The organism is Methylophilus sp. 13 (genome assembly GCF_015354335.1).
Taxonomy (GTDB): Bacteria; Pseudomonadota; Gammaproteobacteria; order Burkholderiales; family Methylophilaceae; genus Methylophilus; species Methylophilus glucosoxydans.
The window spans coordinates 96,457-117,544 of the sequence record NZ_JADKYR010000004.1 but is presented as its reverse complement, the minus strand read 5'-3'; the positions used below and the strand labels follow the sequence as shown (position 1 = coordinate 117,544).

The 21,088-nt window shown below is 52.4% G+C and carries 19 protein-coding genes; 14 read left to right on the top strand and 5 right to left on the bottom strand.

What is annotated here, in order from left to right:
• Window positions 1-19 precede the first annotated feature (19 nt).
• Window positions 20-355: a zinc ribbon domain-containing protein YjdM gene (locus INP77_RS11645; protein ID WP_194749227.1), complete on the bottom strand. Its 336-nt coding sequence runs from the start codon at window positions 353-355 to the stop codon at window positions 20-22.
• 140 nt (window positions 356-495) lie between these two features.
• Here INP77_RS11645 and INP77_RS11640 point away from each other — a divergent pair, with 140 nt between their 5' ends.
• Together INP77_RS11640 and INP77_RS11635 are read left to right on the top strand one after the other, a co-directional pair.
• Window positions 496-1,293 carry a transglutaminase family protein gene (locus tag INP77_RS11640; RefSeq protein ID WP_194749226.1) on the top strand — a complete coding sequence of 266 codons (798 nt, stop codon included), beginning with the start codon at window positions 496-498 and terminating at the stop codon, window positions 1,291-1,293.
• 19 nt (window positions 1,294-1,312) lie between these two features.
• Complete coding sequence (locus INP77_RS11635) at window positions 1,313-2,173, top strand: transglutaminase family protein (protein ID WP_194749225.1); 861 nt, start codon at window positions 1,313-1,315, stop codon at window positions 2,171-2,173.
• 100 nt (window positions 2,174-2,273) lie between these two features.
• Here INP77_RS11635 and tkt read toward each other — a convergent pair whose 3' ends face one another.
• Window positions 2,274-4,259: a transketolase gene (tkt, locus tag INP77_RS11630; protein WP_194749224.1), complete on the bottom strand. Its 1,986-nt coding sequence runs from the start codon at window positions 4,257-4,259 to the stop codon at window positions 2,274-2,276.
• 273 nt (window positions 4,260-4,532) lie between these two features.
• Between tkt and fae the strand changes: the two genes are divergently transcribed.
• Window positions 4,533-5,084 (top strand): formaldehyde-activating enzyme, encoded by a 552-nt coding sequence (fae, locus tag INP77_RS11625; protein ID WP_049639931.1) that lies wholly within the window; start codon window positions 4,533-4,535, stop codon window positions 5,082-5,084.
• 94 nt (window positions 5,085-5,178) lie between these two features.
• Here the strand turns inward: fae and INP77_RS11620 are convergent, their stop codons facing one another.
• Complete coding sequence (locus INP77_RS11620; RefSeq protein WP_194749223.1) at window positions 5,179-6,192, bottom strand: Gfo/Idh/MocA family protein; 1,014 nt, start codon at window positions 6,190-6,192, stop codon at window positions 5,179-5,181.
• 112 nt (window positions 6,193-6,304) lie between these two features.
• Complete coding sequence (locus INP77_RS11615; protein WP_228518904.1) at window positions 6,305-6,943, bottom strand: response regulator transcription factor; 639 nt, start codon at window positions 6,941-6,943, stop codon at window positions 6,305-6,307.
• 157 nt (window positions 6,944-7,100) lie between these two features.
• Here INP77_RS11615 and INP77_RS11610 point away from each other — a divergent pair, with 157 nt between their 5' ends.
• The 6 genes from INP77_RS11610 to INP77_RS11585 all read left to right on the top strand — a co-directional run bounded on the left by INP77_RS11610 (window position 7,101) and on the right by INP77_RS11585 (window position 14,864).
• On the top strand, window positions 7,101-8,357 hold the full coding sequence (locus INP77_RS11610) for a hypothetical protein (protein WP_228518903.1): 1,257 nt from the start codon (window positions 7,101-7,103) through the stop codon (window positions 8,355-8,357).
• Complete coding sequence (locus INP77_RS11605; RefSeq protein ID WP_194749221.1) at window positions 8,354-10,237, top strand: ATP-binding protein; 1,884 nt, start codon at window positions 8,354-8,356, stop codon at window positions 10,235-10,237. The genes INP77_RS11610 and INP77_RS11605 overlap by 4 nt, the downstream gene beginning before the upstream one ends.
• A 77-nt stretch (window positions 10,238-10,314) precedes the next feature.
• Window positions 10,315-10,998: a PEP-CTERM sorting domain-containing protein gene (locus tag INP77_RS11600; protein WP_194749220.1), complete on the top strand. Its 684-nt coding sequence runs from the start codon at window positions 10,315-10,317 to the stop codon at window positions 10,996-10,998.
• A 162-nt stretch (window positions 10,999-11,160) separates the two neighbouring features.
• A complete protein-coding gene (locus INP77_RS11595; protein ID WP_194749219.1) occupies window positions 11,161-12,729 on the top strand; it encodes a hypothetical protein in 1,569 nt (522 codons plus the stop codon).
• An 83-nt stretch (window positions 12,730-12,812) separates the two neighbouring features.
• A complete protein-coding gene (locus INP77_RS11590; protein WP_194749218.1) occupies window positions 12,813-13,496 on the top strand; it encodes a PEP-CTERM sorting domain-containing protein in 684 nt (227 codons plus the stop codon).
• Window positions 13,497-13,652: 156 nt separating this feature from the next.
• Window positions 13,653-14,864, top strand: coding sequence for an NnrS family protein (locus INP77_RS11585; protein WP_194749217.1), 1,212 nt, complete (start codon window positions 13,653-13,655; stop codon window positions 14,862-14,864).
• Between the two features lie 3 nt (window positions 14,865-14,867).
• Here INP77_RS11585 and INP77_RS11580 read toward each other — a convergent pair whose 3' ends face one another.
• Window positions 14,868-15,419: a thioredoxin family protein gene (locus tag INP77_RS11580; RefSeq protein WP_194749216.1), complete on the bottom strand. Its 552-nt coding sequence runs from the start codon at window positions 15,417-15,419 to the stop codon at window positions 14,868-14,870.
• A 111-nt stretch (window positions 15,420-15,530) separates the two neighbouring features.
• Here INP77_RS11580 and INP77_RS11575 point away from each other — a divergent pair, with 111 nt between their 5' ends.
• The 5 genes from INP77_RS11575 to argA all read left to right on the top strand — a co-directional run bounded on the left by INP77_RS11575 (window position 15,531) and on the right by argA (window position 20,932).
• A complete protein-coding gene (locus INP77_RS11575) occupies window positions 15,531-16,265 on the top strand; it encodes a 16S rRNA (uracil(1498)-N(3))-methyltransferase (protein WP_194749215.1) in 735 nt (244 codons plus the stop codon).
• A gap of 41 nt (window positions 16,266-16,306) precedes the next feature.
• The gene (locus tag INP77_RS11570) at window positions 16,307-16,774 is read left to right on the top strand and encodes a nuclear transport factor 2 family protein (RefSeq protein WP_194749214.1); all 468 of its coding nucleotides are present in this window, start codon (window positions 16,307-16,309) and stop codon (window positions 16,772-16,774) included.
• Window positions 16,775-16,782: 8 nt separating this feature from the next.
• Window positions 16,783-17,712, top strand: coding sequence for an AEC family transporter (locus INP77_RS11565; RefSeq protein WP_194749213.1), 930 nt, complete (start codon window positions 16,783-16,785; stop codon window positions 17,710-17,712).
• A gap of 162 nt (window positions 17,713-17,874) precedes the next feature.
• Entirely contained in the window at window positions 17,875-19,047 is a 1,173-nt protein-coding gene (gene cfa / locus INP77_RS11560; RefSeq protein ID WP_194749212.1) for a cyclopropane fatty acyl phospholipid synthase, read from the top strand.
• Between the two features lie 316 nt (window positions 19,048-19,363).
• On the top strand, window positions 19,364-20,932 hold the full coding sequence (argA, locus tag INP77_RS11555) for an amino-acid N-acetyltransferase (RefSeq protein WP_194749211.1): 1,569 nt from the start codon (window positions 19,364-19,366) through the stop codon (window positions 20,930-20,932).
• Window positions 20,933-21,088 lie beyond the last annotated feature (156 nt).

Here is a 21,088-nt window from a genome sequence, read left to right as displayed (position 1 = left end):
AGCCGGCCAATAAAACCAACTAAGCCTTTTTCACAAACTCCGACTTCAGCTTCATCGCGCCAAAGCCATCAATCTTGCAGTCGATATCATGGTCGCCATCGACTAGGCGGATGTTTTTCACTTTAGTGCCGACCTTAACGACGGATGAAGAACCTTTGACTTTCAGGTCTTTGATCACGGTGATGGTATCGCCATCTTGCAGCACGTTGCCGTTGGCATCGCGCACGACTTTGAGTTCTTCTGATTCGGCAGTGGCCACTTTGCTCCACTCATGCGCGCACTCTGGGCAGACGTAGTTATCACCGTCTTCGTAGGTGTATTCGGATTGGCATTTTGGGCAGGCTGGTAATGACATAAAAAACTTTCTGGCTAAAACTGTAAAACCATAAATTTTACAGGGTTATTATTGATATGTCTTAGTTATTCATTCACTTTTGCACATATGTCTTGAAAGCAGGCTAGAATGGGTTGGCTTGCATCACTTAAGGATTGCACATGTGGTTACGTACTGAATGTGATATCAGCTTTGTTGTCAGTATTCCCACACCGTTTATTTTGATGCTGAGGCCGCGCAGTGGGGTGCATCAGTGGGTGGCTCGGCAGTCTTATACGCTTAAGCCCAGTGTGCCGGTGGAAGAATATACCGACACTTATGGCAATCTTTGCCAGCGCCTGATTGCGCCTGTGGATGAGTTTTATATCAGCACATCGGCGGATATTTTGACCGCTGACAAGCTTGAGACTGCGCCCGGCGGGCGGTTTGAAGAGGTTCAGCATTTGCCTAACCATGTGCTGACTTATTTACTGCCGTCACGCTATTGTGAGTCAGATAAATTCATTGATCTGGGCCAGCAAATTGTCGCCAACGTGTTGCCTGGATACGACCAGGTAAAGGCCATCGAGCAATGGATACGCCAGAATATTCGTTTCAATCCGGATTCTCCACATTTTCAGCTGTCTGCGGTTGAGGTGAATCAGCAGCGCGAAGGCGTTTGCCGTGAGCTGGCGCATTTGGGCATCGCCTTGTGCCGAGGGTTGTGCATCCCGGCACGCATGGTGGTGGGGTATTTGCACGGGCTACAACCGATGGACTTTCATGCCTGGTTTGAAGCGTATGTGAATGGGGGATGGTACACGTTTGACCCGAGCCAGTCAGAATCAATGGGCGGACGCATTACTGTGGCCTATGGGCGCGATGCGGCCGATGTTGCCATTTTTAACCAGTTTGGCCCGGCCTTGTACCCGGCGCTGATGCAGGTGCGTGTCACGCAATTGGCCGCCGCACCGATTTAAGCGGTGCGAGAAACACACCATGAAACGATTAAGAATCAAACATCTGACTGAATATCTCTTCTCGGGCACAGTCACACTGCAGCAGCATTATTTATTGCTGCGGCCGCGTGAGGGGCACGATTTGCGTATCGAGTCTTCCATCCTTAACATTACGCCTGCCTATCAGATCAAATGGTATCGCGATGTGTTTGATAACTCGCTGGCGGCTGTCACGTTTTTGCAAGCGAGCGACAGACTCACCATTGCAAGTGAAGTGGTGATTCAACACTATGAAGAGGCCCCACTGGATTTTTGGATTGAACCCTATGCAGTGAATTATCCGTTTGCCTATGCGCAGGCTGACTGGGAAGACCTGGCGGCTTTTCAGCGCCCCACATTTGTGGATGATCAAGATGCGGTGAGCCAGTGGCTGCTACAACTGGGGCTGAGAAACGGCAGTATCAATACATTTGAACTGCTGACCCGCCTGAATCAGGCGATTTATACCCAGTTTCGCTACCAGATTCGCGAAGAACCTGGCGTGCAGACCCCGGCCACCACCTTGAATAAGCTGAGTGGCTCTTGCCGTGACTATGCCACCTTGTTTATTGAAGCTTGCCGCCTCTTGGGACTGGCCAGCCGGTTTGTCAGTGGCTATTTGCATGCCCCGGCGACTGAGGCCGGTAACGCCACCACGCATGCCTGGGCTGAGGTATATTTGCCAGGCACCGGCTGGAAAGGCTTTGACCCCACCGCAGGCAAGGTGACCGGCACACAACATATTGCCGTGGCGGTTTCCCGTAACCCGGAAACGATCCCGCCAGTGGCTGGCAGCTTTATCGGCCCCAATATTCAGCCTAAGTTGATTGTGAATGTACAAGTGAATTTGCTCACAAGCTAAGCAAGAGTAACCTTGCCGTGGATGGGTTGTTTCACGGCATATAGGCGAAAAAAAACCGCTTCACGAGGAAGCGGTTTTTTATGCAGCAATCTGGTCTAAATTACAAAACAGATTTCACTGTGTTCACAACATTCTCTACGGTGAAACCGAAGTGTTTGAACAGTGCGCCGCCTGGTGCGGATTCGCCGAAGGTATCGATACCAACAACGGCACCTTCAATACCTACATACTTACGCCAGAAGTCTGGGTGAGCAGCTTCAACAGCCACGCGTTTAACGCCTGGAGTCAATACGCTGTCTTTGTAAGCTTGGTCTTGACGGTCGAATACGTTGGTGGATGGCATGGAAACCACACGCACTTTAGTACCCGCAGCGTTCAATTCAGCAGCCGCTTGAATCGCCAGATCCAACTCGGAACCGTTAGCAATGATGATCACATCCGCTTTACCTGCAGCGTCAGAGAACACATAGCCACCCTTGCGGATCAGTTCAAAGTCTTTAGCATCGTGCTTGATGCCTGGCACAGCTTGACGGCTCAATACCAAGCTGGTTGGGCCTTCAGTACGCTCAACAGCAGCAACCCATGCAACGGTTGTTTCTGTAGAGTCAGCTGGACGCCATACATCCATACGAGGAATCATACGCAGACCAGAAGTGTTTTCTACTGGTTGGTGGGTAGGACCGTCTTCACCTTGACCGATAGAGTCATGGGTCAGCACGTAGATCACACGTTGATGCATCAACGCAGACATACGCATGCCGTTTTTCATGTAGTCAGAGAACATGTGGAAAGTACCGCCGTATGGCAACAAGCCACCGTGCAATGCCATACCGTTCATGATCGCAGCCATACCGAACTCACGTACACCGTAAGAGATGTAGTTGCCTGGCTCTTTGCCGCTTACGTGTTTGAAGTCTTTAGAAGCTGTCAGGTTAGAACCTGTCAAGTCGGCGGAACCGCCCAGGAATTCTGGCAAGATTGGCGCCAACGCAGTAATGGCTTTTTGTGAAGCTTGACGAGTGGCCAATTTCTCAGCTTTTTCGTTTGTTTCAGCGATGATTGCGTCAGTCAGTGCTTTCCAGTTCGCTGGCAATTCACCGGCCATACGGCGTTTGAATTCTGCAGCTTCTGCTGGGTAAGCTTTAGCGTAAGCGTCGAACTTAGCGTTCCAGTCAGCTTCACGTTTTGCGCCTTTGTCTTTTTGGTTCCAGCCTTCGTATACGTCAGCAGGAATTTCGAATGGTGCGTGTGGCCAGCCGATAGCTTCACGGGTAGCAGCAACTTCAGCTTCGCCTAATGCAGAACCGTGGCAGTCGTGTGAACCGCACTTGTTAGGAGAACCTTTACCGATGATGGTTTTGCAGCAGATCAGTGATGGTTTGTCAGTCACTGATTTAGCTTCGTCGATGGCTTTTTGAATCGCAGCCTGGTCGTGACCATCTACTGAAACAACGTGCCAGCCGTAAGCTTTGAAGCGGCCTGCAGTGTCGTCTGTGTACCAGCCTTCGATGTGGCCGTCGATAGAAATACCGTTGTCATCCCAGAAAGCGATCAGTTTGCCCAGGCCCCATGTACCAGCCAGTGCACAAGCTTCGTGAGAAACGCCTTCCATCATACAGCCGTCGCCCAGGAACACGTATGTGTAGTGGTCAACGATGTCGTGGCCTGGCTTGTTGAACTGGCTAGCCAGCAGTTTTTCTGCCATGGCAAAACCAACACCGTTCGCAATACCCTGGCCCAATGGACCGGTGGTTGTTTCAACGCCTGGTGCGTAGCCGTACTCTGGGTGACCAGCGCAACGGGAGTGCAGTTGACGGAATGACTTGATGTCGTCCATGGTCACATCGTAACCAGTCAGGTGCAACAAGGAGTAGATCAACATAGAGCCATGGCCGTTGGACAATACGAAACGGTCACGGTTAGCCCATTGTGGGTTGTTTGGGTTGTGGCTCAGATTGTGGTTCCACAATACTTCAGCAATTTCAGCCATGCCCATAGGTGCGCCTGGGTGGCCGGAGTTTGCTTTTTGTACAGCGTCCATGCTCAGAGCACGGATGGCGTTGCACAAGTCGACACGAGTTGCCATTGTTTTCTCCCTAGAGTGAAAGTGAACGGTCTTACACAAAAAGCTGCAAAACCTTGATTGAATTCTTTAAAAAAGCCAGAAAACCAGCCTTTTACGGAAAGGCTAGATTATTCCCTAGAACCTGCTTTTCTTCAAGCGTTAATGGTTATTAAATTCATGCATGCGCTTGGTGCCTCAAGCGGTAAAACCGCGATACCGAGCGCATGCAACTAGCCATGGTGGGAGAATTCCCCTACCATGTTGCAATACATTGATAGCAAAGGAGCTCCAAAGATGTCTGATGATCGAATTATTATGCGTGTGGGTGAAGCACTGGTGGCAGGCGGCCCACCCGGCACGGCCGCTGAACCCGAGGTGGCGATTGGTGAAATGAATGGCCCGATGGGCACGGCATTTGCCAACCTGCTGGGCGACCAGGTCAAAGGCCATACCCGCGTACTGGCGATTATGAACACCGACATTATGGTGCGCCCAGCGACGCTGATGGTGAGCAAAGTGACCGTGAAAGACCCGCGTTATACCAATATTTTAATGGGCACAGTGCAAGGCGCCATTGCCAACGGCGTACTCGATGCCGTACGTAGTGGCGATATCCCCAAAGAAAAAGCCAATGATTTGGGGATTATCGTTTCCGTATGGTTAAGCCCGGCCATTCTGGAACAAGAGAAAATCGACCACAAGGCGCTGTTTGATATTCACCGTGAGGCAACCTTCAAGGCGATTCAAAAAGCCTTGCGCAATGAGCCTAGCATAGACTGGTTGTTAGAAAACCAGGAGAAGATTGTGCATAAGTATTACCAGATGGGCCTAGATAATAAGATTTAGAGCCTAATAAGATTTAGAGCATGGCAAGTTTTAAAACACCAACTCAGCAATAAAAAAAGGATGCCAAGGCATCCTTTTTTTATTGTGCAAAGCCTTAACGTTTCAACGCCGCAATCACCGCTTCAATTGCTTTGCAATTACCACGCGCATCATCAAAAGTGAGCAAAGGCGCTTTGCCATTGAGCACACAATCACCAAAGTGCTCGATCTCAAGGTTAAAGTGGTTAGCCTTGGGCAGCACAATCGTTTCTGACTTGCCGCCCGCTTCCCAGCTAATGACCGGGTCATCGCCGGGATAAGACCACATATTGTGGCATTTGATCCAGCCCTTATCGCCAATCAGCTCATACTCGGCTTTGCGGCCACGCTCAAAACTCACATCAAAGTGGCCGAAACGCGCACGTCCCTGTGCATCATGGCCAAAATCGAGCACACCACTGGCAACCACATCGGCGCCATGCTCGTTGAGTTTGCCATAGGCCAATACATCTTTAGGTTCGGCAGGGACGCCGTTTTGCGCAAAACACCAGCGCAAGGCATGGATGGCGTAAGGCCCAATATCCCACATGGCACCACCACCGTTGGCCATATCACGGGTAATGCGGTACATACGTGCAGGCGCCATCAGGAAAGAAAAACTGGCACGGCATGACAGCACATCGCCGATCAGCCCGCTGTCGATTAATTCTTTAACCTTGGCATGCTGCGGATGAAAGCGGTACATAAAGCCTTCCATCACTGTCACCCCTCTGGCTTTGGCGGCAGATTCAATCGCATCAATATCTGCCAACTTGGTCGTCATCGGCTTTTCAATCAGCACGTGCTTGCCCGCCGCAATCGCCTTGAGCGCCCATTCGGCATGCTCTTCGTTGGCCATGGGGCAATAGACAGCTTCAACATTGCTGTCTGTGAGCAGGCTCTCCATATCGTCATAACAACTAACACCACCCGCATTGGGTGCGTATTTATCCAGCGTGGCCTTGGCGGCGCCCGGGCGGCGGCTGGCGATGGCGACCAGTTGTGAGTTGCTGGCCTCTACAATCGCAGGTAGCAGGCGCTCATTCACACGCGCAGCACCGAGAATGCCCCATTTTAGTTTTGTCGTCATGATGCTCTTCCCATGTTTTAATTTGGCTGATTATACCTTGCAGAAAATGGCGGGGTCATGCGCCTTTGCATTAAGAAAGACAGGGCAAGGGCTTTGTAAGTGCCCTGAAAGATTAAATCAGCCCCATGCGTTGTGCCGTGATGGCGGCTTCAGCCCGCGAAGAAACATTTAATTTGCGGTAGATTTCCTTGACGTACCCCGCCACCGTATTGCGCTTGAGACCCAGGATATTGGCGGTTTCTGCCATGGTCATGCCTTTGGCAATAATCGACAACACTTCTTTTTCACGCTCGGTGAGAACGCCTTGCGCAGTCGCCTCGACATAGGGCTCGTGAAAATGCCGCAATAACTTGCGCGCAATCGCGGGTGACAGTGGCGGCTGCCCCGTCACAATGCCATTCAGCGCCTGCACGATAGCGGTTTGCGGCTGGTCTTTCAGTAAATAACCATGCGCCCCTGCGCGCAATGCCGGGAAAATGTGGCTATCATCATCAAATATGCTGGCTACCACACAAATTGTTTGCGGTGAATGACGATTTAACCATTCAATCACCGCAACCCCGCTACCATCTGGTAGACTCAAATCAATGAGCGCGATATCGATTGCTGATAGATGGTTCAACGCAGTGAGTGCCTGCGCGATGTGATTGGCTGCGTGTATCTGGATATCTGGAAAACTCTGTTGCAGGACCTCAGACAGCCACAATTGTGACTCGGGAGTATCCTCAAGAATAAAAGCAGTTTTCATCATAGGGCAGTGGCTAGGACAGCAATAGCGTTGGGATAAAAACTATATACCAAATTCAACGTATAACACCCCCGCAAACAGGGGGCTCCGATCAAAAAATAATTCGAATACACTCATGACCAAGACTCTTTTGTGTTTGCCTGTTTTGTTGCCGAATCGAATGCGCCCCCTATTACGCCTGAACTTGATCAGTTTATTGATGGGCGGGCTATTGCTGGGTAACTTTCTAACCCAACAGGCATTCGCCATGGATGAATTACCCATACCCACGGCATTTGGCCTCAACACCATGGCGCCTGAAAGTAGCTGGGGCATCCGCTTTGAGCAACGCAACAACGACTACCACCAGACCTATGATCAACATGGCAACTTGCAGGGACTAGGCGCCAGCTTTGACGGCATTCAATTAAATAGCAGCATTTTCCCTTCACTCGCACTATTAGGTCCCGGTGCCTCGCTGGGAACGACGCGCTTCAAGAGTGAGGTGCGTAACCAGATCAGCACATTGACCATCGGCTATGGCATCACGCCGGATATCACCATAGGCGCGATTATCCCTTATGTAAAATCACACACCCGTGTCAGTTTTGACGTCAGCGGGGCGACCGTTGGTGCCAATCCGGGATTCGATGCGAGCCAACCGATTAGCGCAGGCAACTTTCCGTTTGCGCCTGCGGGTGGCGCGGTGGCTCCCATGGATACGGCTGGCGTGCAAAATATCCTGACGAACCCGGCGTATGGTTATCAATACAAGCGGATTGCTTCTCAACAGTCAGAGGGATTTAGCGACCCGACCATAGGCGTGCTCTGGCGGGCTTATAAGGCGGCAGACCAGAGCCTGATTGTGGGCATCGGCTGGCGAGTGGGTCTGGCCAGAAAAGACGACCCGGATAACTTGCTGGATACGCCGCCCGGCGACGGTAGCGACGACCTGCGCACCCGCATAGAATATTTCAAGAATATAGGCAGCCACCTCGACTTGCGCTTGCTGGCCGATTACAACTGGCAAACCCGCGACAAAGCCAGCATGCGCATCCCCTCATCAGGCCAGTTACTGGCCCTCGCCAGTAGCAAACAAAGATTACAGCGCGACCTGGGGGACTTTTATGAAACCGATATTGAGTTGGGATATCGCTGGTCCAACTGGCGCTGGGCGGCTACCTGGCACCGTTATGAAAAGCAGTCTGACACTTACCGCTCTAACCTTGGCACCGATACCAGCAGCCTGGAAACGAACACCTACACCCGCGCAGACCAATACCGGCTCAGTGCGACCTGGAGTGGCATCCAGGCCTGGCAACAAGGCAAATTACCGCTGCCGCTCATCGTCAGGCTCGAAATGCAGGATACGTTTTCCGGGCGCAACTTTGTCGATGTGCGCGATATTTACCTGCAAGTGACGGCCTTGTTTAAATGAGCTTTTCCGTGCATGCCCTGTTAAAACCATTGCGCGATAGCTGCATTTTTTTGTGGCTGTTGTTCGCCTCCCTAAGCACATTTGCAACCCCTGAGGTGACCAGCAACGCTCTAGTCAGCATGAAACAAGGAGAGTTTGTCCAGAGTGCCGCTCCCCAGCCCCCAGGTGACCATGCAGACTGGCAAACTGCCAGCCTGCCGGACATCTGGAAGATCACTCATCCGACGGCAGAGGGCATAGGCTGGTATCGCTTTCAGTTTGATTACCCGACACTCAGCCAGAAGGCTTTGTATGGACTCTACCTTTCCAGGCTCAGCCTGAATGCGGAAGCGTTTCTCAATGGTGAGAAGATAGGCTCTGGCGGTGCGTTTGAAGAGCCCGTCGCCAGGCACTGGAACCGCCCCTTGTTATTTGCCATCCCGCCCCACCTGCTCAAGCCCCGCGACAATCTGTTACTCGTAAGAGTCATTGCCCCCGCACACTCTCAAGGCATGCTCGCTCCGCCGCAAATAGATACATTAGAGCATCTGCAACCGCGCTTTGAAGAAGCCAGATTTATCCGTATCACACTGAACCAGACGTCAAGCTTGCTGATCGTGGGGATTGGGCTGCTGATGCTGAGCCTGTGGTGGCGCAGAAAGCAGGATACCGCCTACGGCCTGTTTGGACTGGCAGCCTTTGTCTGGGCACTGCAATCCCTCAATTTTTACATCATCACAGCGCCGTTGCCGACCCCGCAATGGGAGTTGTTTGTGAATGCGAGTTTTCAGGCGATTGCCACCTTGTGGCTCATCTCACTGCTTGATTTTGTCGGCATCCGACTCAAGCGTTTCAATCAGTTACTGTGGGCGATCCTCATCATGTCGCCGCTGACTTTGCTGTGCACTCCCGACGCCTACTTTACTGACGTCACCGATGTATGGCACCTGGTGACCATGGGTGTGGTGGTGTTCGGCCTCTGCTTGCTGGCAAAAGAAGGCATTTTGCACCGCAATAAGGACGCCAACTTACTGTTGCTAACCTTGAGTTTGATCCTGCTATTTGCATTTCATGACTGGCTGATCCACACCAATATTGCTGCACTCAACCACTGGGTGAGCAATGAGGAATATCTGATGCAATTCTCGGCCCCCGTGCTGTTTTTGATTGTCGGGCTCATGATGACTTCAAGGTATGTGGGGGCCCTCAATGATTACGAGCAACTGAATCAGCAACTCGAACAACGCGTGGTTTCCAAGCATGAAGAGCTGAATCAAAACTTTCAGCAATTGCAGTCCATTCTCAAAGAGCAGGCCTCACTGGAGGAGCGCGAGCGGATTTACCAGGACCTGCATGACGACTTGGGAGCCAAACTGCTGACTCTGGTATACCGCGCCCAAGACAGCAACAATGCCGAACTTGCCAGGTCTGCCCTGCAAGACCTGCGCGATGTGGTTTCACGGGCCGGGACAGAACATATCCCATTGACGGATGCCATGGCCGACTACCGTATCGAGTGCGAAAAACGCTTGAGTGATGTCCATATCCAGCTGGTTTGGCAGATTGAGATGAAGGAAGACCACCTGCTCCTGACGCAACCGCAAGTCCTCAACCTGGGCCGCATTATCCGCGAGGCGGTTTCAAATGTGATCCGCCACGCCCAGGCAAGCCAGGTCACAGTCAACCTGCGTTGTAGCGACAGGCAGCTGTTACTGACGGTGAGTGACAATGGCATCGGGCTGCCCGCCGAGTCGGCCAGAAACAAAGGCCGCGGTTTGAACAATATTCAGAAACGCGCGACGCTGCTGGGCGGTGAAGTGCACTTTGAAGCCTTGTCCGCAGGCGGGCTCAAGCTCTGTCTGCAACTGCCGTTGCAAGCATTCGCGCAAGCTCCCCATTAACACCCCCTATCCAGGGGGTGCAAGCAAAATGGCAAAGTCTCTAAGATGAGCACTCCAATCATCAGGAGGAGAGAGACATGCACAGATTAACAATAGTGACCGCACTCACTGGCTGTTTATTTGCCAGTGCCAATATGGCACATGCCATGAGTAGTACCGCGATCTTCTGGGGACCCACGCCCTACCTATCCTCGAGTGACATCCCGGCTGGCTTTTACCTGGGAGACAATCCTGTCTTACTAGATAATCTGGAAGATGGATCGCTGGATGCGTCTATCAGTGCCAGTAACGGTTCAGTGTATGGACCCACTGGCATTGCCGACTCGGTGGATGCCGATGATGGCAACATTGATGGCTTTGGCACCGCAGGACGTAGCTGGTTTTCAGGCAATGTGACCTTCACTTACACGGGTAGCGGACCTCTGCCAACAGCCTTTGGTGTGGTCTGGACGGATGGCTCTGGCACCATTACGTTCAGCGCAACAGATGCACTGGGGCAATCACTGGGTTCACAGTCGTATACGGGCATTCCTGATGGCACGTTTGGCGGCACCACCGGCGATGACCGTTTCTTTGGTGTGCAGTTTGCCGGTGGCATAAAATCAATCACCATAGGCACCGGGGGCGGCATTGAAGTCGATCATATCCAGTATGGGCAAATGGTGAGCAGTGTGCCAGAGCCCACCTCGGCGCTCATGCTCAGTCTGGGCTTGCTGGGCGTGGTTGGATACAGGCGCACGCGCAAATCGACTACAGAATAAAGGCGCTGTCACGCGCCAAAATCCTAGTAAAAATAAAATGACTGTTTCACCCTTTGAGTAACTGTGATGGCACCCCCTGAACTGGGGGTGCCTTTTTTCGGATGATTGCACTAGTCTAGGGACATTCTTAATATCGTGCCCAACCAGGGCAAAGGGTTTGTCATGTTGACCTTGCAGCGCTACGCTAAACCATCTGCCGCCATCATTGTGTTGGCTGCTTGCCTGCCTTTCCAGGCCCTCGCCACAGAAATCGCAACTAACATGCGGCTAAACTTTAACGAGATTGCCATCATGAACAGAACCACCTCGGTGTCTGTCGATGGCGTGGATATCACCACTTACAGCAACCAGATTGACAAGCTGTTGACCTTGGACCCAAGTATTGCCAATGCGCGGTTTTTGAGCACCCGACTTGGAACGTTCAGTAGCGGCAGCATGACGATTGAACTAAGAGGAAATCAATTTATTTCACTAAATGACCCTGGGGTTTCAGTATTGCCAGATAGCCAACGCACACTGACGCGGATAGAAGCCGGCGCCACATTAAGCGGCGGCCTACTGACCACCACCGAGTCACTCAACCTCGATGCCACCTGGTTTTGCCGTGCAACCGCGCTTTCCTGTACCCGCGACGAAGTCTATAGCACGTTAAAATTTCTCTCTCCGCTCTCAAACTCAACCACCAGTGCAGCGGCACTGGTGCAACCCATACGCTTGCAAGCCAGTGGCGCACCCACGTTTACCGCGGATGGGGTGAGCATCAATTATGCCGGGCTCTCTTTATCCGGCACAGTCAATGTGAATGCCACCTTTACCGCCAAAACACGTAGCCAATATGTGGCAGATGCCCTCGCCGCCACCCCAGGGGCAGGTGGCGGAGTCGCAGCCGCTCGCTGGGATGCTGCCGCAACCGATATTCAATCCCTGCGCAATAGCGTACTGACGGATGTCGCAGTCGAAAATACCCTGAAAATCGCCCGCACGCCCGAGCTAAAAGATGCACAAACACTGCTCGCAGCCGCCAGAGACAGTGCAACCTTGCTTAATGCAGGCGCGACAGCCCCTACCACGTTCAACTCACCCTTCGATCTCATGCGCCAGCTATGGAACGTCACCGCAACCGTGAACCCCTCTCTGGGACGCTCAACGGCTGGCTTTAGCAGCGAAGACCTGACCAGTGATAATGCAGCCCTGTCGCTGGCGGCATTATCACTGATTGCCAGCGGCAGCAATGAGCATGATTTTGCTTCGCAACTGGATCAAGCGCTGGGCATGCCGCTCACGACAAGTGCCGCCCCTCAATTGACGCTGGATGGGGCATTACTTGGGTTGACTGACGCCATGCTCTCCATCTATTACTTAGGCAATAGCAGCAGCGGCTTGGTAGAACTCAACCTGCCAGATGCTGCTCGCTATGCTCTGTTACGGAATGGATTATATGATCGCATCAGTTTGCTGGAGGGAAATGGCCTGACGGTGATTGGTAACAGCGATTATGCCGGTTCGGCAGTGTTGCAAGGTGAAGGTGAAGTCTATATCGGCGAAATCTCAAGTGGTTTGCTAGAACTCAGCGGACAGAGCACGGCCTCGCGCTTGCAACTCAACAATATATACAGCAACCAGTTTTTGGTCGTCGCCAGCTGGGCAGTGACCCCAGTGCCAGAGCCAAGCCAGGCCTGGCTGCTCATGATGGGCTTGCCGCTGTTGTTATGGCGTCGTCAAAGCGCTTGAGAAAATACAGGCATATTTTGCCAGGTCGCTTTAACACACATACAAGCATTCTCATCCCATCATTTATTTAAAAGGAGCATGTGATGTCATCCCCAGTGATTAATCCAGCTTGGTTTATCAAACTCGTTACGCTTTTTACTATTGGCCTGACTAGCATGCCCACGATGGCAGCCTTCACGGTATACACGGATAAAGCCAGCTTTTTGACTGCAGCGGGTACGGTGTCTAGCGAAACCTTTGACGCAGTGACGGCAGACCTCGATCCCAGCAGCACCGGCATCCACCTAAATGACTTCACATTGAGCGGCAGTGTCAGTGTCGATGCACCTTCTTCAGCGATAGATATTAATGGCACAACCAACCTCTATTTCAACAGCTCATACGGCGGCTGGGCGGATCTGATATTTAGTCAGCCAATCACTGCCTTTGGGCTCACCATGAACAATAGTCGGCTACAATTGCTCTCCATCAGCTTGGCCCGTATCGGCCCAGCCTATGGTGAATACCATCATATTGCCACCTATGCCGCGCCAGACCCTTACGTCAGCAATCAAACTCTAAATGGCTTTATTGGGTTCACCTCCGATGTGGCGTTTAATCGCATCGTCTTTGCTGGCACCGGTTGCTGCTCCAGTACGTTTGCCGTAGACGATGTCACCTATGCGACGACGCTGGCGACGCCAGTGCCCGAGCCGTTATCCGCCAGCCTGCTTGGCCTGGGGGTCGCAGGCTTGTGCCTGTTTAGAAAACAACCGCTGCGTGTATAACTCACCGACACCTTGGCCATCAGGCCTGATGTTGATTTAACCCCGTTCAGCGCGGGGTTTTTAATTGGCATTTTTGCATGCATCATGTTTGCGTCAGCGCAATATGCGGGCACCTCAGCGCCTTATTATTCGCTATACGCTTTTGAGGAGGCCTGCATGCAACCACTCACCATTTCACCTCCCAGCCGCAAGGTACCGGCTAAGCAGTTTGCCCTGTTCAACCTGGGCTTCAGGCCTTTTTTCTTGTTAGCTGCCGGTTTTGCGGTGCTCTCGATTGGCCTCTGGGTGTGGAAATATGCAACGCTTTCGGCGCCAGTGTTGAACACCGTGACCGCATCACAGTGGCATGCACACGAAATGCTATATGGTTTTGCCTTTGCCGTGATTGCCGGATTTTTACTGACCGCGGTCAAAAACTGGACCGGTCTGCAGACCTTGCATGGTCGCCCGCTCATGGGCTTGGTCACCTGCTGGGCATTGGCCCGCACCGTCATGCTGATGGCACCCTCCCTGATCGCATTGGCAGCTGCGTTTGACGGCCTATTCAACCTGTGGCTGCTCATCGCGATTGCCAGACCGATTATTCAGGTGAAGCAATGGCGCCAGCTGGGCGTACTGTCAAAAGTACTGTTGCTGTCGGTTGGCAACCTGGCCTTTTATTCGCAAGCGCTGGGCTGGACAAACCAAGGCGCATCTGCCGCGCTATGGATGGGTTTACTGCTCAATGTCAGCCTGATCATGGTGATGAGCCGCCGCATTTTGCCCATGTTTATTGAGCGCGGCGTGAAAGAACAGGTGACGCTCAAAAATTCAGTTTGGATAGACCGTCTGTTGATGGTCTGCCTGGCCGCACTGTTGATCAATATATTAACCGCCAATGCTGAAATACTGAATATAGTGTTAGGACTTACTATCAGCATCAGCGCAAGCTTTAGGTTATGGCGCTGGCATACCCCCGGCATTTGGCAGCTGCCGCTACTGTGGAGTTTTTATCTGGGGCTGTGGCTCATCAACCTGGGCTTTTTGCTATATGCCTTGAGTTTTTTGCTACCAAGCATTTCGGTGATTCTGGCCATCCATTGCTGGGCGATTGGTGGTATCGGCGTGATTACGCTGGCGATGATGGCTAGGGTCTCTTTAGGGCACACAGGCCGCAATATTCACAACCCACCGCGTAGCTTGGTATGGATATTTAGCCTGGTCATTTTTGCTACCCTGAGTCGGGTGTTATTGCCTATCGTGCTACCAGACTTTTACCGTTTGTCAGTGATGCTGGCGGCCAGCACCTGGATCGCCGCATTCACATTATTTACGCTTGTCTATTGGCCGATCCTCAGTCAACCACGCATTGACGGCACGCCCGGTTAACGCTCATTCTTTCCACTTGATAGAACAACCAATACTGGCGATTTGCTCTTTTGGCCCCTGCCCAGTTTCGGCCACCTGCTTCATGGCTTTGAACAATTCACGGTTACTCTCAGGAGCGGTTTCCTTGCGGCTCTCGTCAAACCGACCCCGGTATTGCAATTCAAAGTCTTTGTTAAATCCAAAAAAATCCGGCGTACACACGGCATCATAAAGTTTGGCAATTTGCTGAGTTTCGTCCAACAGATAAGGAAACGGAAACGCCATCTCGGTGGCAATTTTGCGCATGTTTTCAGGGCTGTCTTCCGGATAATCGGAAGGGTCATTCGACATAATCGCCACCGTATTCACGCCCAGCGTCTGTAGTTCTTTTACGTCAGCGATCAGGCGAGGCAAGATGGCTTTCACGTAAGGGCAATGGTTACAGATAAACATCACCAGCAGACCATTTGGACCCATGCTGGTTTCAAGATTGACGAGCTTGCCATCTACATTAGGCAAATTGAATGCCGGTGCTTTCCAGCCAAAATCACATACGGGGGGGCTAATACTTGCCATCAGCGTTGCTCCTGCCATTAGATCAAACCATTATGGTACGTGATTAAGACGTCAAGGTGAATCTTGTCACCACCGTGCCCGCACAGAGGCATTTTGGTTACAATGCCAGTCATGAGTAATTTACGCTTTCATAGCCCGGCTGCATTGACTGTGGGCCAATCAGTCCCACTCAGTGATAACGCCATGGCGCATGCAGTCAGAGTCATGCGGCTCAAAGTAGGCGACACGTTGATGTTGTTTTGTGGGGATGGTTTTGACTATCTCTGCGCGCTGACGCAGGTCGAGAAAAAATCCGCTACCGTTGAAGTCCTCAGCCGCACACAGGTCAGCAATGAATCGCCACTGAATATCCGCCTGCTACAAGGTATTTCCAGCGGCGACCGCATGGATTACACCATCCAGAAAGCGGTGGAACTGGGTGTGCGCGAAATTTTCCCGTTAAGCACCGAGCGCTGCGTGACCAAGCTCAGTGGCGACCGCGCCGAAAAACGCGTCGAACACTGGCAAGGCGTGGTGATTGCCGCCTGCGAGCAAAGTGGCCGTGCCATAATTCCGTTAGTACACGCGCCTCTCACGCTTGCACAATGGCTGAGCCAGCACGCGACCGCTGACAGCCTTAACCTGTTATTGAATCCTGTCGGTGCACAAAGGCTGGCATCACTAAACCCGCAAAAAAACGCCATTCATTTATTAATTGGCCCGGAAGGCGGCTTGAGCGCGGCAGAAATTGCGCTCGCCTCGCAACATCACTTCCAGTCTATCGTGCTTGGCCCACGGATTTTACGCACCGAAACTGCTGCATTGACTGCCATGAGCGTGATGCAGTCACTGTGGGGAGACTTTTAAGCAGGTCTGACACTGCACACTTAGCAACCCAAGGAGCCTCTATGGAACCCCGCCCACCCTTACCGCCCTTTACCCTGGAAACTGCCATGCAAAAAGTACGCATGGCCGAAGATGCCTGGAACAGCCGCGACCCGGATCGCGTGATTCAGGTTTACACGGAAGATACAGTTTGGCGTAACCGTGCCGAGTTTCCGGTGGGGCGTACAGAGGTACATCAGTTTTTAACGCGCAAATGGGCGCGCGAACTGGATTACCGTTTGATCAAGGAAATCTGGGCGTTTCTGGATAACAAGATTGCTGTGCGCTTTGCCTACGAGTGGCACGACGACGCGGGCAATTGGTATCGCAGCTACGGTAATGAAAACTGGATGTTTAACGACGCCGGGCTGATGATGCAGCGCCACGCCAGTATTAACGACCTGCCGATTAAAGAAGCAGACCGCAAATTCTTCTGGCCCTTGGGCAGACGCCCGGATGAGCACCCCGGACTGACCGCGCTCGGTTTATAAGGCGGCACATGTTTCAAGTCATGCTGCAAATGGCCTTGCTGATTATGGCAGGCATGCTCTGGCAACGGTGGGCGCCCTCACATATCACCGCCCTGTCGCACCGACGTGCGCTGACAGATCTGGTGTTTTATGTGCTATTGCCAGCCTTGGTGCTCAATATTTTATGGCAGGCGCCGTTTGATTTGAGTGCAGTCAAGATTGCGCTGACCGCCGTGTGCCGGCTGACGGTCGCGGCCTCGTGCATGTGGCTGGTACTGCAATTATTGCAGCGCCTGACGACCGTGAACCGTGCCCAGCAAGGCGCACTGATGCTGGCGGCCACTTTCCCGAACGCAACCTACCTTGGACTACCGGTGACCAGCGAGGTTTTGGGTGACTGGACGCATGAGATCGTGCTCAAGTTTGACCTGTTTGCCTGCACGCCGATCTTGCTCAGCCTGGGCATGCTCATGGCGCAACATTTTGGCCATGCAGAACAACGCTCGCACCCGCTCAAGGAACTCATGCGCGTGCCACCGTTATGGGCCTTGCTCTTGGCGGCCATCCTCAATCTGTGTCACATTCCGCAACCGGTCATGGTTGCACATGCCTTGCATACCCTGGCGGGGGGCGTGGTGCCCTTAATGTTGATTGCACTGGGCATGAGCATCCGCTGGGATACTTTTAAACTGAAATTCATGCCCTTGTTATTGCCCGTGTGTGCCATTGGCCTGTGCGTCGCACCGCTGGTGACCTGGTGCTTTGCACAATGGCTGGGCATCTCGGGTGACACCCTGACCGCCTGCATTTTGCTGGCTGCCATGCCGACCATGGTATTTGGCATTATCATCTGCGAGCGCTATCACCTGGATGGCGCACTGTATGCCGCGGCCGTGTTTTTGAGTACCCTGCTCAGCATCGCCAGCCTGTCAGTATGGTTTGCAGCATTGCAGCCCTGACAGCAACCGCTTTAGCTCGTTAAAACCATCCTGCCCGACGGAATCTTTGCCATCAAATCTGTCATACGTCATATGACGAGTTGTCTGCAAGCGCAACTGTTTTTATGATGCAATCCATCAGTCATGCCTACGTGAAGTGTTATTAGGGATTATCAAACGATCATGCCGAAAACCACGACCAACCATTACCTCAGTGCGCATCCCGCGCCACCGGATACGCTGGCCAGTTTGCTGGCGGGCGCTGGGATCACGATTAACGGCAACGCGCCCTGGGATATCCAGGTGTATGAAGAAAGCGTCTACCGCGATGTGTTGACCAAAGGCTCGCTCGGACTGGGACAGGCGTTTATCGAGGGCCGCTGGGGCTGCAACCGACTGGACGAGTTTTTCCATCGCGTCATGCGGGCGGACCTGGATGAAAAAATGGGCGGGACGGCCAGACTCAAATTATTGGCTGAGATCATTCGTCATACCCTGTTTAACCTGCAAGCGCCGCACCGGGCTTATCAGGTGGCGCAGCAACATTACGATATTGGCAATGATGTGTTTGAAGCCATGCTGGATTCGAGCATGAGTTACTCTTGCGGCTACTGGCAACATGCGCAAACGCTGGAAGAAGCCCAGCGTCACAAGCTGGATATGATTTGCCAAAAGCTGGATTTACAACCCGGCGACCGCGTGCTGGAAATCGGCTGTGGCTGGGGTGGGCTGGCCAAGCATATGACACAACATTATGGGGTGCAGGTGCTCGGCATCACGGTGTCAGTTGAGCAACAGGCCTTAGCCAGAGAACGTTGTGCAGGATTGCCGGTGGATATCCAGCTCAAGGACTACCGCGAGTTGCATGGTCAATTCGACAAAATTGTCTCGGTCGGCATGTTTGAGCATGTGGGCCAAAAGAACTACGAAACGTATTTTGCCACCGCACAGCGTTTGCTTAAGGATAACGGGCTGTTTTTGTTGCATACCATAGGCAATCATAAAACCGCCCTGCATACCGACGCCTGGATAGACCGCTATATTTTTCCGAATGGCAAATTGCCCTCGGCCAGCGAAATCACTGGGGCGATTGAAGAAAAGTTTTTAATTGAAGACTGGCATAACTTCGGACCGGATTATGACCGCACCCTGATGGCCTGGTGGGACAAATTCAACCGTGCCTGGCCTGAATTGCAGTTTAAGTATGATGAAAGTTTTTACCGGATGTGGAAATACTACCTGATGTGTTGTGCAGGCTATTTCCGCGCCCGGCAAGGGCAACTCTGGCAGCTGGTATTGAGCAAACGGCAGAGCAACCGTGTCTATCGCTCAATCCGCCCGCAGCCAGTCAGTTGATGTTGACGTAGTCTCTCTGTGTTCTTGACCTTAATATGACGGCCTTGGCCGTCATTTTTTTATGTGCCGTTACCCTTGAAAATCTACAACCACAAAAATTTTTAAGCGCCGATACACGCCGATGAGCGCGGACTGCCCTGCTAACATTCTGCTGCGCTTGAAACTGCGCGCGCTTTGCTTACGCTAAAAACTCACACCGGGTCTCGCCTGATCGACGTTTATCTGCTTTCATCGGTGAAAAATCAACACCCCAATATTTGCAATAAAAACCATTTTTATTTATTATTTTGCAAATTAACCTTAAATTAAACGCAAAATGCTCGGCTCAAACATCAGGGAATTGCGTAAATCGCAAAATTTAACCTTGCAGCAACTGGCTGCCCGCATGGGCACAGATGCCAGCAATTTATCGCGCATTGAACGCGGTGAGATTGGCATCTCTGAAGCCCTGCTACGCGCCGCCGCACAGGCGCTGCATACCACGCCTGGCCGGCTCTATGATGCCAACCTAACCCCCGTCTCACTGACCAACACGCCACCCGCCATCCTCTCTAGCACGAATAGCAAAGAGTTTGTGCATTGGTTTCGCTCTGCGGCGCCTTATATCCACGCCTTTGGCGGCAGCACCTTTGTCATTGCATTTGGCGGAGAAGTCGTCAGTGAACAACAGTTTGTGGCGCTTTCGCACGACCTCAACCTGCTAGCCAGCCTCGAAGTCAGACTGGTATTAGTCCATGGTGCCCGGCCGCAAATTGAGCAACGCCTGAAACGTGATCACCTCACCCCCAAACTGCATAACGGCTTGCGGATTACCGATGATGCCGCCATGGAGGCGGTAAAAGAGGCCAATGGCGCCATCCGGGTAGAGATTGAATCGCTGTTATCCATGGGCATTGCCAACTCGCCGATGGCAGGCAGCGACATCCGTGTTGCCAGTGGTAATTTTGTCACTGCCAAACCCTTGGGCGTACGCGACGGTGTGGATCTGCAACATACCGGCGAAGTGCGCAAGATTGATGCGGTCGGCATCCAGAAACGGCTGGACGATGGCGAGATGGTGTTGTTGTCGCCCATGGGTTACTCGCCCACCGGCGAGACCTTTAACCTGACCCTGGAAGATGTCGCCGTGAGTGCCGCGATTGCGCTGGATGCAGAAAAACTGATTTTCCTGATGGACTCAGAAGGCATCCAGAATCTGCGCGGCGAATTGTTGCGCGAAATGACCTCGGCCAAGGCGCGCAACCTGCTACGTAACGTGCAGGAAAGTGATGAGCCGATTTTCTATTCCGAGGACGTCAATTATTACCTGCCCGCCGCCGTGCGAGCCTGCGAGCATGGCGTGGCCAGAACCCACCTGATCTCGCGCCACATTGATGGCGCCATTATTCAGGAGCTGTTTACGCGCCAGGGCATAGGCACCATGATCACTGAACTGTCACTGGAAACCATGCGTCAGGCCAATATCGAAGATGTAGGCGGTATTTTGCGGTTGATTGAACCCCTGGAGAATGAGGGCATTCTGGTGCGGCGCGGCCGCGAACGCATCGAGATGGAGATCAACTATTTTTATGTGATGGAACACGATAACCGCGTCATCGGTTGCGCGGCTTTATATCCGTTTCACGAGGAAAAAATGGTAGAGTTCGCCTGCCTGGCGATAGATCCCGCTTACCGTGGCGGTGGCCGCGGTGACAAGCTGTTTAACTTTTGCCAGCAACAAGCCAGTCAAAAAGGCTTTAAACAGCTGTTTTGCCTGACCACCCGCACCGAGCACTGGTTTCTGGAGCGCGGCTTTAGCGAACAAAGTGTGGAGCAACTGCCGCAAGAGAAACTCAAGTTCTATAATTTCCAGCGCAAGTCCAAGGTGTTTGTGAAACCTTTGTAAGGACGCAGCCAAAAGGCTGACCCTTTTATTGCCCCTACAAAAACAAACAATGGCCTTAGCTTCTTGAAATGCAACCATTTCATGCCCACTTACGTTACATTGGATATCCGATTGCCGTGCAAGCGCTCTGCCAATCAAGCATTTATTTAAAACACA